Annotated in this window: 3 protein-coding genes; all 3 read right to left on the reverse strand. The window is 75.6% G+C overall.

Annotation, left to right across the window (positions count from 1 at the left end):
* Positions 1 to 68: 68 nt before the first annotated feature.
* Positions 69 to 5,315: a type I polyketide synthase gene (locus tag ACFXPX_RS19715; RefSeq protein ID WP_380642476.1), complete on the reverse strand. Its 5,247-nt coding sequence runs from the start codon at positions 5,313 to 5,315 to the stop codon at positions 69 to 71.
* A 77-nt stretch (positions 5,316 to 5,392) separates the two neighbouring features.
* The gene (locus tag ACFXPX_RS19720; RefSeq protein ID WP_380642478.1) at positions 5,393 to 15,601 is read right to left on the reverse strand and encodes a type I polyketide synthase; all 10,209 of its coding nucleotides are present in this window, start codon (positions 15,599 to 15,601) and stop codon (positions 5,393 to 5,395) included.
* 45 nt (positions 15,602 to 15,646) lie between these two features.
* On the reverse strand, positions 15,647 to 18,955 hold a 3,309-nt coding region (locus ACFXPX_RS19725), incomplete at its 5' end, for an SDR family NAD(P)-dependent oxidoreductase (RefSeq protein WP_380642480.1).

Raw genomic sequence — 18,955 nt, forward strand, 5'->3', positions numbered from 1 at the left:
GTCTTCATGTGCCACTTGAGCCTGCTCCTAAAGCCGGTGCGGGGGTCGATCCGTGCGGGGTTCGGCCCTCAGCGGGCGCGCAACTGGTCGAGTACGTCGAAGAGTTCGTCGTCGGTCGCCGAGGCGAGGTCGGTTCGGTCGGCGCCGTCCCGGCCGTCGTCGTCCCAGCGGGAGAGGAGGTCCCTCAGCCGGTGGGTGATCGCCGTCCGGGCCTGGTCGTCGTCGGTGAAGGGCGCCAGGAACGCCTCCAGCCGGTCGAGTTCCGCGAGCGCGGGGCCCACCTCCGTCATCTCCTCGGCGCCGAACCGGGCGCTGAGGTGATCGGCCAGAGCCGTCGCGGTGGGGTGGTCGAAGACCAGGGTGCTGGGCAGTTGGAGGCCGGTGGCCTCCTGGAGCCGGTCCTGGAGTTCGAGGTTGGCGAGCGAGTCGAAGCCCAGGTCGACGAAGCCCTGACCGGGGTCGATGTCCTCGGGGCCGGACTCGGCCAGCACGACCGCCGCGTGGGTGCGGACGAGGTCGAGCAGGGCCCGCCGGCGTTCGGACTCCGGCATCGCCCGCAGGCGCTGCGCGAAGCCGGCCGCCGGGTCCGCCGTCGGAACCGCTGACGCCGGAACCGCTGCCGCAGCCGCGGCGGGAGTCGGCTCCGCGACCGGTTCCCGCAGCAGCGACGGGACCTGTCCCCGTTCGGCCCGGCCCCGCACCGCCACGGGGTCCAGCCGGACCGGGACCAGCACCGGCTCAGTGATCATCATACGGGCGGTGTCGAAGAGATCAAGTGCCTGTTCCGCGGAGAGGGCGCCGAACCCGTTCCGCTCCAACTTGGCTGTCTGCTGGGTGTTCAGACGCTCGGTCAGGGCGCTGCGCTCGGCCCACATTCCCCACGCGAGGGACAGGCCCGGCAGGCCCTCGGCGTGGCGCTGCCGGGCGAGCGCGTCCAGGAAGGCGTTCGCCGCGGCGTAGTTGGCCTGGCCGGCGGTGCCGAGGACGCCGGAGGCGGAGGAGAACAGGACGAAGGCGTCCAGTCCCAGCGAGCGGGTCAGCTCGTGCAGGTGCCAGGCCGCGTCCACCTTCGGCCGCAGGACGGCATCGAGCCGTTCGGGGGTGAGCGCGGTCAGCAGGCCGTCGTCGGTCGCGCCGGCCGCGTGCACCACAGCCGTCAACGGGTGCTCCCCGGGGATCGAACGCAGCAGGCCGGCCAGGGCCGCACGGTCGGAGGCGTCGCAGGCGGCCACCGTGACGTCGGCCCCCAGCGCGGTCAGCTCCGCGACCAGTTCGGCCGCGCCCGGCGCCCGCTCCCCCCGCCGCCCGGCCAGCAGGAGGTGCCGGGCACCGCGGACGACCAGGTGCCGGGCGAGCAGCGAGCCGAGCGTGCCCGTGCCGCCGGTGACCAGGACGGTGCCGTTCGGGTCGAAGGAGGGGGCGGGGGAGGGGGAGGGGCTGTCGCCGCCGGGCCGTTCCGCCTCCACCAGCCGTGGTGCCAGGAGGTCGGACCGGCGCAGCGCCAGTTGCGGTTCGTCCCGGGCCAGGACCAGCGCCCGGGTCAGGTCGGCCTCGGCGGGATCGGCGGGATCCGCCGCGTCGAGGTCCAGGAGGCCGAAACGCCGGGGGTGCTCGGACAGGGCCGACCGCAGCAGTCCCCAGACCGCCGCCGAGGCCAGGTCGGGTGACGCGGTGTCGGCCCCCGCGGCCTGCGCGCCACGGGTGGCCACGACCAGTCGCGCGGCGGCGAACCGCGGCTCGGCGAGCCAGGCGCGCACCAGCGACAGCGCGTCGGCGGTGGCGGAGTGGACGGCGGCCGGCAGCTCGCCGCCGGCCGGCAGGAGGGGTGCGAGCACCACGTCCGGCACCGGTGTCCCGGCCGCGGCCAGGGCCGTGAGGTCCGGGTAGCGGAGCGCGGAGGCCGTCGGCAGCCCGGCGCCCACCACCGCCGTCCGCACGGCGGACGGCTGCGGGGGTGCCGGCACCGGCGCCCATCGGACCCGCCACAGCAGGGGGGAGCCGGTGGCGTCACCGTGCAGTGTCCGGGAACGCAGGCTCGTGACCGATGCCACCGGGACACCCGCCGGGTCGGCCGCCTCGACGGTCATCGCGTCCGGTCCGGCGGGCGCGAGCCGCACCCGCAGCGCGGTCGGGCCCGTCCCCCGGAGCGAGACGCCGTGCCAGGCGAACGGGACCGGGACCGGCCCCGCGGTCGGCGCGGCGGCGGCACCGGCCTGCAGCGCGGCGTCCAGCAGGGCCGGGTGGAGGCCGTACCGCGCGGCGTCGGCCCGGTCCGCCTCGGCCAGGGCCACCTCGGCGAACACCTCCTCGCCGCGGCGCCAGAGCGCGCGCAGCCCGCGGAAGGCGGGACCGTAGTCGATGCCGAGGCCGGCGAAGCGGCGGTAGCACCCGTCGAGGTCGACCGGCTCGGCGCCGGTCGGCGGCCAGGAGACCAGGTCCGACGACGGGGCCGGCTCCTCGGCGGACACCGTGGCGGTGGCGTGCCGGCTCCAGGGGGCGTCCTCGGGCCCGGCCGGGCGGGAGGACAGCTCCACCGGGCGGCGGCCGGCTCCGTCCGGGACGCCGACGGCCAGCCTGATCCGGACGCCGCCCTCCGGGGCGGTCTCCCGGCCGGGGAGCTCCAGCGGGGCGTGTAGGGTCAGCTCCTCGATGTGCGCGCAGCCCGTCCGGGCGCCCGCCCAGCGGACCAGCTCGACCACCGCGGTGCCGGGGAGCAGCACCCGCCCGTGCACGGTGTGGTCGGCGAGCCAGGGCAGCTCGCCGGGTGACAGCCGTCCGGTGAACAGCAGCCCTCCGTCGGCGGGGAGTTCCACCGCGGCCCGGAGCAGCGGGTGGTCCGCCGGGGCGAGCCCGGCCGCGGCCACGTCGGGGTCGGCCGGTCCGTCCTCCAGCCAGTAGCGGCGGCGCTGGAACGGGTAGGTCGGCAGGTCGACCGGGCGCAGCCCGGCGGCGGGGAACGCCGCCGACCAGTCGGCCGGCCCGCCGTGGACGTACAGCTCGGCCAGGGCCGCGAGGAGCCCGTCCTGGGCGGCGAGGGCCTCGTCGGGGTCGCCGAAGGGGCCCTCGGGGCCGCCGACCACCCGGACCCTCCCGTCCGCGGCGCCCGCGATCCGGGCGGCCTGCTCGGGTCCGAGGGCGACGAACCGGGTGTGGCCGCGCTCCAGCAGGTCGCGCACCGCGTCGTCCGGATCGCCCGGCAGCAGCGGGACCCGGGCACCGGACGGGTCGACCGGCCCGCCGGACACCGCCGCGCGCGCCCCCTCCGCCAGGGAGAGGGCCTGCGCGACGCAGGCTCCCGCAGCCGCGCCGGCGCCGTCGCCCGGTGCGACCACGGCGGCCGGGTCCACCCCGTGCCCCTGCCACCACCCGGCGAGGGCGACCAGCACGGCCCATCCCACGGCGCGGTCGACCTCCGGGCGGGCCGGGTCGGGCGCGCCCTCGGCCCCGCGCAGCACCTGCGTGGCGGACCAGCCGGCGACCTCCACGAGCGCCGCGTCGCAGGCGGCCAGCCGCTCCGCGAACAGCGGCGAGGCGTCCAGCAGGCGCAGCACGCCGTCGGTGCGCTCCGCCGGCCGCTCCGGCAGCACGAACACCACCCGGGCGTCCCCCCGGGCGACGCCCCGGACCAGGCCGGGCCCCGGTTCGCCCGCCGCCAGCGCGGCCAGGCCCGCCCGGAACCCGGCCGGGTCCGTCCCCAGGAGGACGGCCCGGTGCTCGAAGGTCGCACGGGTGCGCGCCAGCGCCGCCCCCACCTCGGCGGCGGACCGGCCGGGGTGCCCGTCCAGGTGCTCCGACAGCCGTGCGGCCTGCGCGCGCAGCGCGGCCTCGGTCCGGCCGGAGAGCACCCACGGCAGCATCGCCCCGCGGGCCGGGCCGGGGCCGGCCGGCTCCGACCCGGCCCGTCCCGCCGGCTCGGGACGTCCGCCCTGCTCCGGCTCGGCCTCCTCCAGGACGAGGTGCGCATTGGTGCCGCTCACCCCGAAGGACGACACCCCGGCCCGGCGCGGCCGCCCGCTCACCGGCCACGGCCGGGCGGCGGTCAGCGGGGACACCGCGCCGGCCTCCCAGTCGACGTGCGGATTCGCCCCGTCGAGGTGCAGGGTGCGCGGCAGCACGCCGTGGCGCATCGCCATCACCGTCTTGATGACGCCGGCCACCCCCGCCGCCGCCTGGGCGTGCCCGATGTTGGACTTCACCGAGCCGAGCCACAGCGGCTCCGCCCCGGCCCGCTCCTGGCCGTAGGTGGCCAGCAGCGCCTGGGCCTCGATCGGGTCGCCGAGCGTGGTCCCGGTGCCGTGCGCCTCCACCGCGTCCACGTCCCGCGCCGACAGCCCGGCGTTCTCCAGCGCCTGCCGGATCACCCGCTGCTGGGCGGGCCCGCTCGGGGCCGTCAGACCGCTGCTCGCGCCGTCCTGGTTGACCGCGCTGCCCCGGATCACGGCCAGGACGTGCCGGCCGTTCCGCCGGGCGTCGGAGAGGCGTTCCAGCAGCAGCATCCCGACGCCCTCGCCCAGGCCGGTCCCGTCGGCCCGGGCCGAGAACGCCTTGCAGCGCGCGTCGGGCGCCAGGCCCCGCTGCCGGCTGAACTCGACCAGCGCCATCGGCGAGGCCATCACGGTCACACCGCCGGCGAGGGCGAGCGAGCACTCGCCGCTCCGCAGCGCCTGCGCCGCCTGGTGCAGCGCCACCAGGGACGACGAGCACGCGGTGTCGAGGGTGACGGCCGGACCCTCCAGGCCGAAGGTGTACGCGACCCGGCCGGAGGCGACGCTGCCGGTACTGCCGTTGCCGACGTAGCCCTCGAACTCACCCGGCACCCGGCGCAGCCGCGAGGCGTAGTCCTGGTAGATCACCCCGGCGAAGACGCCGGTCCGGCTGCCGCGCAGGGTCTCCGGGGCGATCCCCGCCCGCTCGAAGGCCTCCCAGGAGGTCTCCAGCAGCAGCCGCTGCTGCGGGTCGGTGGCCAGCGCCTCGCGGGAGCTCATGCCGAAGAACGCCGGGTCGAACTCGGCCGCGTCGTGCAGGAAGCCGCCCTCGCGGACGTACACCGTGCCGTGTCGGGCCGGGTCGGGGTCGTGCAGGCCGCCGTCCCAGCCGCGGTCCGTCGGGAAGGGCGAGATCGCGTCCCGCTCCTCGGCCACCACGCGCCACAGGTCCTCCGGGGAGGCGACCCCGCCGGGGTAGCGGCACGCCATGCCGACGATCGCGATCGGCTCACGGGCCCCCTCCTCGACCTCCTGGAGCCGCCGGCGGGTCCGGCGCAGGTCGACGGTCAGCCGCTTGAGCGCGTCGACGACCTTCTCGCTACTCGTCATTCCGCTGTGCGCCTCTCTGTTCAACGACGGGTCCGAGTTCAAGGACGGGTCCGACGGTGGGCCCGGGGTGGGCATGGTCACGGGTTCCGCAGTTCGCTGTCGACGATGTCGAGGATCTCGTCGAGCGTGATGTCCGCGAACTCCTCCTCATCGGAGGGGAGTTCGGGCGCCGCCTCGGCCTGCGGCGCGTGCAGCTGCGCCGCCAGCCCGCGCAGCCGCTCGGCGAGCCGCTCACGCGCGGCCCGGTCCGCGGGGGCCAGGTCGCGCAGACCCGCCTCCAGGGCGTCGAGGTCGAGCGGGGCCGGTGCGGCGGCCGTCCGGTCGCGCTGCCGGAGCAGCTCGCCGAGGTGCTCGGCGACGGCGGCCGGCGTCGGGTGGTCGAAGACCAGCGTCGCGGGCAGGCGCAGGCCGGTGGCCGTGGCCAGGCGGTTGCGCAGCTCCACTCCGCGCAGCGAGTCGAACCCGGACTCCAGGAAGCCGCGCCCGGTGCCGACCGCCTCCGGCGAGGCGTGGCCGAGCACCGCGGCCACCTGGACCCGCACCAACTCGACGAGGGTGTGTGACCGTTCGGCGGCGGACAGGCCGTCGAGCGACAGCCCGGCGCCGGTTGCGGCCGGCGCCTCGGAGCGGGCCGCGCGCCGCGGTGCCGTGCCGAGCAGGGCCCGCAGCAGCGGCAGGTCCCGCGTCGAGCCGCCCTCGCGGAGCGCGCGCAGGTCCAGTCGGACCGGGAGCACCAACGGCCGGTCCTGGGCGAGCGCGGTGTCGAACAGCGCCAGACCCGCCGCCGTGGACATCGGCAGCACGCCCGAGCGCCGCATCCGCGACCGGTCCGCCTCGCTCAGGCCGCGGGTCATGGCGCTGGCCGCCGACCACAGCCCCCACGCCATCGACACCCCGGGCAGGCCCAGCGCGCGGCGGTGGGCGGCCAGGCCGTCCAGGTAGGCGTTGGCGGCGGCGTAGTTGGCCTGCCCGGCATTGCCGAGCAGCCCGCCCGCGGCCGAGAACAGCACGAACATCGCCGGCTTGGCGTTCAGGGTCAGCTCGTGCAGGTTCCAGGCGGCGTCCGCCTTCGGGCGCAGCACGGCCCTGGCCCGCTCCGGGGTGAGCGAGGCGAGGGTGCCGTCGTCCAGCACCCCGGCCGCGTGCACCACCCCGGTCAGCGGGTGGCGCGCCGGGACGGCCGCGAGCACCGAGGCCAGCGACTCCCGGTCGGCCGCGTCGCACGGGGCGAAGGTCACCTCGGCGCCCGACCCGGCCAGGGACAGGGCCAGTTCGGCGGCGCCGGGCGCCTGCCGGCCCTGCCGGCTGACCAGCAGCAGGTGCCGGACGCCATACGTGTCGACCAGGTGCCGGGCGACGAGGGCGCCCAGCGTGCCGGTACCCCCGGTGATCAGCACGGTGCCCTCCGGGTCCAGGGCGGTGGCGGCGACGTCGTCGGCCGGGTGCAGCCGCGCCAGCCGGGGCACCAGCACCCGCCCGGCCCGGACCGCGTACTGCGGCTCGGCACCGTCCAGCACGGCCGGCAGCACGGCCGGCAGTACGGCGGACAGCGCGGCCGACGGCGCGGTCCGGTCGTCGGCCGCGGGGCCGTCGAGGTCCACCAGGACGAACCTGCCCGGGTGCTCGGCCTGCGCCGACCGCACCGCACCCCAGACGGCGGCCGCCGCCAGGTCGGGGGACACGGCCCGGAGCGAGGTGTCGACGGCGCCGGCGGTCACCACCACCAGGCGGGCGGCGCCGAACCGGTCGTCGGCCACCCAGGACTGGAGCAGGGACAGCGCCCGTTCCACCGCCCGCCCGGCCGCGTCCGCGGACAGGGTGTCCCCGCCGGGCTCCGACGTCCAGGGGAGCACGACGGCCTCGGGCACGGGTGCGCCGGCGCCGATCGCGTCGGCGAGGGCCGCGAGATCCGGATAGCCGTCTCCGCCGACCGCGCCGGAACCGAGCACCGCATGGCGGACCGTCCCCGCGTTCGTACGGCCGGGCAGCTCGTGCCACGCCAGCTGGAACAGCGAGTCGGCGCCGGAGCGACGGGAGGCGGAGCCGAGCTGCGCCCGGGAGACCGGCCGGACGGCGAGCGAGTCGATCGTGGCGACCGGCAGACCGGTCTCGTCGGCCACCGCCAGCGACAGCTCGTCCGGGCCGGTCGGAGTCAGCCGCACCCGGAGCGCGGTCGCGCCGGCGGCGAGCAGGGTGACACCGGTCCACGAGAACGGCAGCCTCACCTGCTCCGCGCCGTCGATCAGCGTGGTGTGCAGGGCCGCGTCCAGCAGGGCGGGGTGCAGGCCGAACTCGGCGGCCACGTCGTGCTGTTCGCGCGGCAGCCGCACCTCGGCGTACACCTCCTCGCCGAGCCGCCAGGCGGCGCGCAGCCCTCGGAACGCGGGACCGTACCCGAGGCCGTCGACGGCGAGCCGCTCGTAGAGGCCGTCGAGTTCGACCGGCTCGGCCCCGGCCGGCGGCCAGACGCGGCCGGACGCCCAGCCGGCGGACGGCTCGGACGGCTCGGTCGGCGAGGCGGTGCCGGTCGCGTGGCAGGTCCAGGCGCCGCCGGCCTCCGAACCGTCCACAGCGGAGTGGACGGTGAGAGCGCGACGCCCGGTGGCGTCCGCCGCGCCGACGCGGACCTGGACGCGGACGCCGTCCTGGCCGGGGAGGACGAGCGGCGCCTGGAGGGTGAGCTCCTCGATGTGGTGGCAGCCGAGTCGGCGGCCGGCGTGGAGGGCGAGTTCGACGAGGGCCGTGCCGGGGGCGAGAACGGTCCCCCAGACGGCGTGGTCGGCGAGCCAGGGGTGGGTGGCGGCGGAGAGCAGGCCGGTGAGGAGCATGCCCTCGTCGTCCGGCAGCGGGACGGCCGCCGCGAGCAGCGGGTGCTCGGCGGAGTCGAGTCCGGCGGTGCGGGGGTTCGTCGCCGTGGGCGCGGTCAGCCAGAAGCGTTCGCGTTGGAAGGGGTAGGTGGGGAGGTCGGGGTGGGTGCCGGGGGTGAGGAAGGGGGTCCAGTCGACGGGGTGGCCATGGGCGTGGATCGCGGCGGCTGAGGTGAGCAGTCGGTGGAGGCCGCCCTCGTTCCGGCGGAGGGTGCCGGTGATGAGGGTGGGGGTTGTGGTGTCGAGGGTTTCCTCGATGGCCGGGGTGAGGACGGGGTGGGGGCTGGCCTCGATGAAGGTGTGGTGGCCGTCGGTGAGGGCGGAGTTGAGGGCGTCGGTGAGGAGGACGGGTTGGCGGAGGTTGGTGTACCAGTAGTCGGCGTTGAGTTGGGTGGTGTCGATTCGTTCGCCGGTGACGGTGGAGTAGAAGGGGATGGTGGCTTCCGTCGGGGTGATGCCGGCGAGTTCGGTGGCGAGGTGGTCGCGGAGTTGTTCGACGTGGTGGGTGTGGGAGGCGTAGTCGACGTCGATGCGGCGGGCGCGGATGTCCGAGTTCTCGCAGTGGGTGAGGAGTTGGTCGAGGGCGTCGTGGTCGCCGGCGATGACGGTGGTGGTGGGGCCGTTGTGGGCGGCGATGCTGAGTCGTCCGTCCCAGGCCTTCAACAGCTCGACGGTGTCGTGGTGGCCGAGGGGGATGGACGCCATGCCGCCGTGGCCGCTGATGGCGAGGATGGCGCGGCTGCGCAGGGCGGCGATGCGGGCGCCGTCGTGGAGGGTGAGGGCGCCGGCGATGGTGGCGGCGGCGATTTCGCCTTGGGAGTGGCCGATGACGGCGGCGGGGTGGATGCCGAGGGACTGCCAGAGTTCGGCGAGGGCGACCATGACGGCGAACAGGGTGGGCTGGACGACGTCGACGCGTGCGAGGTCGAGGGTGCCGCGTAGGGCGTCCGTCAGCGACCAGTCGATGTGCGGCGCGAGGGCGTCCTGGCAGCGGGCGATGGAGGCGGCGAACACGGGTGAGGTGTCGAGGAGTTCGGCGCCCATGCCGATCCACTGCGAGCCCTGTCCGGGGAACACGAACACCGGACGCTCGAAGCTGCCGCTGCCGGTGGGGGCGGTGCCGTCGGCGACGGCGGTGAGAGCGGTGAGCAGTTCCTCACGGTTCTCGCCGGTGGCGACGGCCCGGTGGTCCAGGTGGGCCCGTCCGGTGAGGAGGGTGTGGCCGACGGCCCGAAGGTCGGTGTCGGGGCGCTCCTGGAGGAACGCGGCCAACTGTCCAGCCTGCGCGCGCAGCGCCTGCTCGTCGCGGGCGGAGAGAACCCACGGCACCACGGGGAACGGCGAGTCGGTGGCGGCGTCCTCCGGCGAGGCGGCGGGCGAAGCAGCCGGCGCCTCTTCGAGGATCACGTGCGCGTTCGTCCCGCTGATCCCGAAAGCGGAGACGCCCGCCCGTCGCGGACGCCCGTCCTCCTGCGGCCATTCCCGTGCCTCGGTGAGCAGTTCGACGGCACCGGCGGACCAGTCGACGTGGGAGGTGGGCTCGCTGACGTGGAGGGTGCGCGGAAGCACCTCGTTGTGCAGGGCGAGCACCATCTTGATCACACCGGCGATCCCGGCCGCGGCCTGGGTGTGGCCGATGTTGGACTTCAACGAGCCCAGCAGCAGCGGCCGTTCGGTGGGCCGGTCCTTGCCGTAGGTGGCGAGCAGGGCCTGCGCCTCGATCGGGTCACCCAGCCGGGTGCCGGTACCGTGCGCCTCGACCGCGTCCACGTCGGCGGTGGTGAGCCGGGCGTCCGCGAGGGCGGCCCGGATCACCCGCTGCTGCGACGGGCCGTTGGGGGCGGCCAGCCCGTTGGAGGCGCCGTCCTGGTTGACGGCCGAGCCGCGGATCACGGCGAGGACGGGGTGCCCGTTGCGGCGGGCGTCGGAGAGCCGTTCGACCAGCACCACGCCGACCCCCTCGGAGAGGCCGAACCCGTCGGCATCGTCGGAGAACGCCTTGCAGCGGCCAGTCTCGGACAGCGCGCCCATGCGGCTGAACCCGATGAACGAGTCCGGGGTCGGCATCACCACCGCACCGCCCGCGATGGCCATCGAGCACTCGCCGGCCCGCAGGGCCCGGGCGGCCAGGTGGAGCGCGACCAGGGAGGACGAGCACGCGGTGTCGACGGTGATGGCCGGCCCCTCCAGGCCGAACGCGTAGGCCAGTCGGCCCGAGATGACGCTGGTGACGCTGCCGGTGATGACGTAGTCCTCGATGGCGGCCGATGCGTCGGCCGAACGGACGCCGTACCCGTGCTGCATGGCGCCGACGAAGGCGCCGGTCCGGCTGCCGCGCAGGGCGGTCAGGTCGATGCCGGCCCGCTCGAAGGCCTCCCAGGAGGTCTCCAGCAGCAGCCGCTGCTGCGGGTCCATCGCCAGCGCCTCGCGCGGGCTGATCCCGAAGAACGCGGCGTCGAACCCGTCCACGTCCCGGACGAAGCCGCCCTGCTGGCCGGGTACCGCGTCCGGGTCCCAGCCGCGGTCGGTGGGCAGGTCGGAGACGACGTCGCCGTCCGTGGCGAGCAGCTGCCACAGCTGCTCGGGCGTCGTCACGCCACCGGGGAAGCGGCAGGCCGTGCCCACGATCGCGATCGCCTCGTCGTCATCCGCGCCGTCGCCCGCCGGGGTGGCGGTCCCGGCCGGGGCGGGCAGCTCCGGTGCCCCCAACTCCAGGATGTCGCGCCGCAGTTGGCTGGCGAGCGCGGTCGGTGTCGGGTAGTCGAAGACCAGCGTCGCCGGGAGGCGCAGGCCGGTGGCGGAGGCCAGCCGGTTGCGCAGTTCGACCGCCGTCAGCGACTCGAACCCCAGGTCCTTGAAGGCCCGGTCGGGCCGGATGCCGTCCGCGGTGCTGTGCCCCAGCACCGCGACGGCGTGCGCGGTGACGAGGTCGGTGAGCGCGCGGACCTGGTCCGGCTCGGACAGGTCCGCGAGGGACCGCCGGAGCTCGGAGCCGGAGCCGGCCGCGTCGGCCGCCGCACCGGTCGCCGTCCCGGCGGACGACGCCAGCACGGCACGCGCCTCGGGGAGTCCGGTGAGCAGGGGGCTCGGGCGCACCGCGGTGAACAACGGGACGAAGCGCTGCCAGTCGACCTCGGCCACCGCGACGAAGGTGTCGTCGTGGTCCAGCGCCTGCTGCAGGGCGGCGATCGCCAGCTCGGGGGCCATCAGCGGCAGACCCTGTCCGCGCACGCGGCGACGGGTGCGTTCGACGTCAGGGTCGCCGAGGTTCTTCCAGGTGTTGACGGCGTCCTCCCAGACGCCCCAGGCGACCGACAGCATCGGCAGGCCCTGCGCGCGGCCCTGTTCGGCGAGGGCGTCGAGCGCCGCGTTGGCGGCCGCGTAGGCGGCGTGGTCGCCGCTGCCCCAGAAGGCGGCGATCGAGGAGAACAGGACGAAGGCGTCGAGCTGGTCCGGGTCGAGCAGGTCGGCCAGGTGCCGGGCGCCGTCCACCTTGGCGGCCAGCACCTGGTCGAGGCTCTCCAGGGTGGTGTCGGCGACGGAGGTCAGTTCGATGAACGCGGCCGTGTGCAGGACGGCCCGCACCGTGTGGCCGTCCGCCCGCAGCCGGTCGAGCAGCCCGGCGACCGCGTCGCGGTCCGCCACGTCGCACGCGGCCAGGGTGACGGCCACGCCCCGACCCTCCAACTCGGCGGCCAGGTCGGCGGCGCCCGGGGCGTCCGGGCCCGAGCGGCTGGCCAGGACGAGGTGCTCGGCGCCGTGGTCGGCCAGCCAGCGCGCGAGCCGGGGGCCGAGGCTCCCGGTGCCGCCGGTGACCAGCACCGTGCCCCCGGGACGCCAGCCCCGGACGGGCTTGGCGGCGCCAAGCTGCGCACGGACCATCCGCCGCGCGAACAGGCCGGCCGGACGGACCGCCACCTGGTCCTCCCCGGAGGATCCCGAGAGCGCCCGGGCCAGCCGGCCGAGCGCCCGCTCGTCGGGCTCCTCGGGCAGGTCGACCAGTCCGCCCCAGAGCTGCGACTGCTCAAGGGCGACGACCCGGCCGAGGCCCCACAACTGGGCCTGCACCGGATCCGCCGGGCCGTCGGACGGTCCGGCGCACACGGCGCCGCGCGTGGCGCACCACAGCGGCGCCCGGAGGCCGAGGTCGGCCAGGGCCTGGACCAGCGCCAGCGTCAGCGCGAGGCCGCTCGTCACGGTGTGCTTCCCGGGGTGGCGGCGGGCGTCCAGTCCCAGGAAGGACAGCAGGCCGGCCGGGCCGGACCCGCCGTCGTCGAGCACCTCGCTCAGCCGCGCGGCCAGCACGTCGCGGTCCGCGTCGGCCGCGCCCGCCTCCAGGACCACGGGCCGGGCGCCGCGCAGGCCGAGGAGGCGTACGGCTCCGGTGACCCAGGCGTCGTCCGCGCAGCCCGCGGGAACGACCACCAGCCAGGTGCCGGAGAGGGCGGACGCGGCGCCCTCGGGCACGGGCTTCCAGGCGATCCCGTACCGCCAGTCGTCCACCGCCGACCGGTCGCGGCTCTGCCGGTGCCACGAGGAGAGCGCGGGCAGCAGGGCGCTCAGCGACCGCCGTCGCTCGTCGTCGTCCACCTGCAGCGTCGCGGCCACGGCGGCGACGTCCTGCTCCTCGACGGCCTCCCAGAAACCCGCGTCCTGGGTGCTGTACCCCGCCGGGGAGGCAGAGGCGACGGCGGTGTCCTCGATCCACAGGTGCTGGTGCTGGAAGGGGTAGGTGGGGAGGTCGGGGTGGGTGCCGGGGGTGAGGAAGGGGGTCCAGTCGACGGCGTGGCCGTGGGTGTGGAGGTGGGCGGCCGAGGTGAGGAGTCGGGTCCAGGTGCCTTCGTTCCGGCGGAGGGTGCCGGTGGTGACGGCGGGCTGGTCGGCGGCTTCGGCGGTGTCCTGGACGGTGGTGGTGAGGACGGGGTGGGGGCTGGCCTCGATGAAGGTGTGGTGGCCGTCGGCGAGGGCGGAGTTGAGGGCGTCGGTGAGGAGGACGGGTTGGCGGAGGTTGGTGTACCAGTAGTGCGCGTCGAGGCGGGTGGTGTCGATTCGTTCGCCGGTGACGGTGGAGTAGAAGGGGATGTCGGCGGGTTTGGGGGTGATGCCGGTGAGTTGTTCGGCGAGGTGGTCGCGGAGTTGTTCGACGTGGTGGGTGTGGGAGGCGTAGTCGACGTCGATGCGGCGGGCGCGGATGCCGGTTTCGTCGCAGTGGGTGAGGAGTTGGTCGAGGGCGTCGTGGTCGCCGGCGATGACGGTGGTGGTGGGGCCGTTGTGGGCGGCGATGCTGAGTCGTCCGTCCCAGGCGGTCAACAGCTCGACGGTGTCGTGGTGGCCGAGGGGGATGGACGCCATGCCGCCGTGGCCGCTGATGGTGAGGATGGCACGGCTGCGCAGGGCGGCGATGCGGGCGCCGTCTTCGAGGGTGAGGGCTCCGGCGATGGTGGCGGCGGCGATCTCGCCCTGGGAGTGGCCGATGACGGCGGCGGGGTGGATGCCGAGGGACTGCCAGAGTTCGGCGAGGGCGACCATGACGGCGAACAGGGTGGGCTGGACGACGTCGACCCGCCCGAGGTCGAGGGTGCCGCGCAGGGCGTCCGTCAGCGACCAGTCGATGTGCGGGGCCAGGGCGTCCTGACAACGGTCGATGGAGGCGGCGAACACGGTTGAGGTGTCGAGGAGTTCGGCGCCCATGCCGATCCACTGCGAGCCCTGTCCGGGGAACACGAACACCGGACGCTCGAAGCTGCCGCTGCCGGTGGGGGCGGTGCCGTCGGCGACGGCGGCGAGAGCGCTGAGCAGTTCCTCACGGTTCTCGCCGATGGCGACGGCCCGGTGGTCCAGGTGGGCCCGTCCGGTGAGGAGGGTGTGGCCGACGGCCCGAAGGTCGGTGTCGGGGCGCTCCTGGAGGAACGCGGCCAACTGTCCAGCCTGCGCGCGCAGCGCCTGCTCGTCGCGGGCGGAGAGAACCCACGGCACCACAGGGAACGGCGAGTCGGTGGCGGCGTCCTCCGGCGAGGCGGCGGGCGAAGCAGCCGGCGCCTCTTCGAGGATCACGTGAGCGTTCGTCCCGCTGATCCCGAACGAGGACACGGCGGCTCGTCGGGTCCGCTCCCCGGCCGGCCATTCCCGTGCCTCGGTGAGCAGTTCGACGGCACCGGAGGACCAGTCGACGTGCGGGGTGGGCTCGTCGACGTGCAGCGTCTGCGGCAGTACGCCGTGCCGCATCGCCATCACCATCTTGATCACGCCGCCGACCCCGGCCGCGGCCTGCGCATGGCCGATGTTGGACTTCAACGAGCCCAGCAGCAGCGGCCGTTCGGCCGGCCGGTCCTGGCCGTAGGTGGCGAACAGCGCCTGCGCCTCGATCGGGTCGCCCAACCGGGTGCCGGTACCGTGCGCCTCGACCGCGTCCACGTCGGCCGCGGTCAGCCGGGCGTTCTTCAACGCGTCCCGGATCGCCCGCTGCTGGGCGGGCCCGTTGGGCGCGGAGAACCCGCTGCTGCTTCCGTCCTGGTTGACGGCCGAGCCGCGCACCACGGCGAGGACCTGGTGCCCGTTGCGCCGGGCGTCGGAGAGCCGCTCCAGCAGCAGGACGCCGACACCCTCCGCCCAGCCGGTGCCGTCGGCGGCGGCCGCGAAGGCCCGGCAGCGCCCGTCGGGGGACAGCGCCCGCTGACGGCTGAACTCGACGAAGCCGCCCGGTCCGGTCATCACGGTGACGCCGCCGACGAGGGCCATCGTGCATTCCCCGTTGCGCAGCGCCTGTCCGGCGAGGTGCAGTGCGACCAGCGACGAGGAGCACGCCGTGTCCACGGTGATCGCGGGCCCCTCCAGGCCCAGGCTGTACGCGACCCGCCCGGACACCACGCTGCCCAGGCTGCCCGTCATCAGGTAGCCCTCGAGGTCGTCGGGGGTGCGGCGCAGCCGCGCGGCGTAGTCCTGGTGCATCACGCCGGCGAACACACCGGTCCGGCTGCCGCGGACGGAGGCCGGGTCGATGCCGGCCCGCTCGAAGGCCTCCCAGGAGGTCTCCAGCAGCAGCCGCTGCTGCGGGTGCATGGCGAGCGCCTCGCGCGGGCTGATCCCGAAGAAGTCCGGGTCGAAGAGCGCGGCCTCGTGGAGGAAGCCGCCGGCCCGGGCGTAGGTCTTTCCGAACGCCTCGGGGTCGGAGTCGTAGAGCGCGTCCAGGTCCCAGCCGCGGTCCTCCGGGAAGGCGGTGACGGCGTCGCCGCCGCTCGCGACCAGCTGCCAGAGGCCCTCGGGCGAGGTGACGCCCCCCGGGTAGCGGCAGGCCATGCCGACGATGGCGATCGGGTCGGAGGCCGCCGCGGTCAGTTTCCGGTTCTGCTGCCGCAGCAGTTCGGCCTCCTTGAGGGAAGCCCGTAGCGCCTTGACGACTTCTTCACTGGATACGGTCATCGCGAACTCCGAAACTCCGTGCCGTAGAGGGGTGGTGCGGCGTGATCAGTTGTCGCCGAGGGCGACCCGGATGAGGCTGTCCAAGTCCATCGTGTCGAGGGCGCTGCCGTGGTCCGGCTCGTCGGCGTCCGCCGGTTCGCCCGCCGGGTCCGCGAGTTGGAGGAGGGTGCGGACCAGCCCGGCTTCCTGGAACCGGGCCAGCGGGACCGTCGCCAGGGCCCGTCGGAACTCGGCCTCGTCGACCTCCTCGGGTGCCGGTTCCTCCGCTTCCTCCGCTGTCCGGTCGGCCGGGAACACCTCGTTCTCCAGGTGGCGGGCGACCGCGGCCGGGGTCGGGTGGTCGAAGATCAGGGTGACGGGCAGCCGGGTGCCGCTCTCCCGGCCGAGCCGGTTGCGCAGTTCGAGCGCGGTGAGGGAGTCGAGGCCGAGGTCGAGGAAGCCGCGATCGGGTTCGACCCGGTCCGGAGAGGCGTAGCCCAGCACGGCCGCCACCTGGGCCCGGACCACGTCGAGCAGGGCGCGGCCGCGCGCGGGCGCCTCCAGAGCGGCGAACCGCTGCCGGAAGGTCCCGGTCTGCGGGGCGGACGTCTCCCGCGTCCTCGGGGCCCGGACCAGGCCGCGGAGCACCGGTGGCACCTCGGGCTGCGCCCGCAGGGCCGCGGTGTCCAGCCGGGCCGGCACCAGCGCCGCGCGGTCCGTCCGCAGGGCCGCGTCGAAGAGCGCGAGTCCCTCGTCGGAGGGCATGGGGGCGAGGCCCGTACGGCTCAGGCGGCGGAGGTCGGCCTCGGCCAGGTGGCCGGTCATCCCGCTGGACTCCGCCCACAGTCCCCAGGCCAGGGAGTGCGCGGGCAGGCCCTCCGCGCGGCGCCGCTGCGCCAGGGCGTCGAGGAAGGCGTTGGCCGCCGAGTAGCTCGACTGGCCGGCCTGGCCCAGGACGCCCGCGGCCGAGGAGAAGAGGACGAACGCGCGGAGGTCGCTGCCGCGGGTCAGTTCGTGGAGGTGCCACGCCGCGTCGACCTTGGGCCGCAGGACGGCCGACACCCGGTCGGGGGTCAGGGCCGTCAGCACACCGTCGTCCAGGATGCCCGCCGTGTGGACCACGGCGGCCAGCGGCTGTTCGGCGGGCACCCGGGCCAGGGCCGTGGCGAGTGCCTCCCGGTCGGCCGTGTCGCACGCCGCGACCGTCACCGTGGCGCCCGCCGCCGTGAGTTCGTCCCGCAGCTCGGCCGCACCGTCGGCGTCGGGCCCCCGCCGGCTGAGGAGCAGCAGGTGGCGCACGCCGTACCGGGTCACCAGGTGGCGGGCGAGCAGGCCGCCGAGCAGGCCGGTGCCCCCGGTCACCAGCACGGTGCCGGCGGGGCCGAACGGGGCCGGGGCCTCCGCTGCGCCGGGCGCCGCGACGGCCAGCCGGGCGGCCGAAACGCGGCCTTCGCGTACCGCCAACTGGGGCTCTGCCAGTCGGGGTTCTGCCGAGGAGAGCGCCCGCACCAGGGCCGGGTAGGAGTCGGGGTGGTCGTCGAGGTCGGCCAGCACGAGGCGGCCGGGGTTCTCCGACTGGGCGGAGCGGACCAGGCCCCACAGCGGGGCGTGGACCAGGTCCGTGACGTCGTCGGCCGGATCCACCGCCACGGCGCCACGGGTGAGCAGCACGAGCCGGCCGTCGGCGAAGCGCTCCGAGTCGAGCCAGGCCCGGACGAGGTCCAGGGTGTGCCCGGCCGCCGCGTGGACGTTCTCGACGGACGCTCCGACCCCGGGCCCGAAGGCCGCCACGACCGTGGTCGGCAGCGGGGCCCGGATCGCGAGCAGATCGGCGGGGCCGGCGTAGCCGGAGTCGCGGGTCTCGTCGGTGTCGTCGGTGTGGTCGGCGCCCAGGAGGAACGGCGCCTCGTCGGGTGCGTCGGCACCGGGCGGCAGCGGTACCCAGTCCACCTGGTACAGCGGCTGGTGGCGGCCGTGGGCGGCGGCGCTGAACTGCTCGGGCGTCACCGGCCGCAGCGTCAGCGAGCCGACCGAGACGACCGGGCTTCCGGCCTCGTCGGTGGCGGTGAGGGAGACGGTGTCGGGGCCGGTCGGGGTGAGCCGGACGCGCAGCGAGGTGGCCGCCGTGGGGTGGAGGACGACGTCGGACCAGGCGAACGGCAGGCGGACGCCGTCCGATCCCTCCAGCAGGCAGGCGTGCAGGGCCGCGTCCAGGAGGGCCGGGTGCAGGTCGAAGCGGTCGTCGTGGCGTTCGCGCGGGAGCGCGACCTCGGCCAGGATCTCGTTGCCGTGCCGACCGACGGCCCGGAGGCCCTGGAACGCCGGACCGTAGTCGAAACCGACGTCGGCCAGCCGGTCGTAGAGCGCGTCGGCCGGATCGAGCGTCGCTGTCCAGGGCTGCGACCCGTCTGTGGTCGCTGCGTGGCCCGGGCCCTCCACTGCCAGAATCCCGGTCGCGTGCCTGGTCCAGCCGTCCCCGGTGTGCTGGGCGGAGTGGCGGACGGAGTGGATGGTGACGGGGCGTCGGTCGGCCTCGTCGGGCGCGCCGACGCGGACCTGGAACCGGACGGGCTGCTGTTCGGGGAGGACGAGCGGCGCTTCCAGCGTCAGCTCTTCGAGGTACTCGCAGGCGACCTGACGGCCGGCGTGGAGGGCGAGTTCGACGAGGGCGGTGCCGGGGAGGAGCGCGGTGCCGAAGACGGCGTGGTCGGCGAGCCAGGGGTGGGTGGTGAGGGAGAGCAGGCCGGTGAGGAGCATGCCCTCGTCGTCCGGCAGCGGGACGGCGGCGGCGAGCAGCGGGTGCTCGGCGGTGTCGAGTCCGGCGGTGCGGGGGTTGGCCGCCGTGGGTGCGGTCAGCCAGAAGCGTTCGCCCTGGAAGGGGTAGGTGGGCAGGTCGACCTGGTGGGGACCGTCGGTGGGGAGCAGGGTCGTCCAGTCGACGGGGCGGCCGTGGGTGTGGATCGCGGCGGCCGAGGTGAGCAGTCGGCGGAGGCCGCCCTCGTTCCGGCGGAGGGTGCCGGTCACGAGGGTGGGGGCTGCGGTGTCGAGGGTTTCCTCGATGGCGGGGGTGAGGACGGGGTGGGGGCTGATTTCGAGGTAGCTGGTGTGACCGTGGGTGGCGAGGTCGCGGAGGGTCGGTTCGAGGAGGACCGGCTGGCGGAGGTTGGTGTACCAGTAGTCCGCGTCGAGGCGGGTGGTGTCGATCCGTTCGCCGGTGACGGTGGAGTAGAAGGGGATGTCGGCGGGTTTGGGGGTGATGCCGCTGAGCTGTTCGGCGAGCTGGTCGCGGAGTTGTTCGACGTGGTGGGTGTGGGAGGCGTAGTCGACGTCGATGCGGCGGGCGCGGATGTCCGAGTTCTCGCAGTGGGTGAGGAG

Source organism: Kitasatospora sp. NPDC059146 (genome assembly GCF_042786665.1).
Taxonomy (GTDB): domain Bacteria; phylum Actinomycetota; class Actinomycetes; order Streptomycetales; family Streptomycetaceae; genus Kitasatospora.

Bases quoted from the DNA above. Each gene is read 5' to 3' on its own strand.
- ACFXPX_RS19715 (WP_380642476.1), bottom strand. From the start codon at position 5,315: ATGACGAGTAGCGAGAAGGTCGTCGACGCGCTCAAGCGGCTGACCGTC.
- ACFXPX_RS19720 (WP_380642478.1), bottom strand. From the start codon at position 15,601: ATGACCGTATCCAGTGAAGAAGTCGTCAAGGCGCTACGGGCTTCCCTC.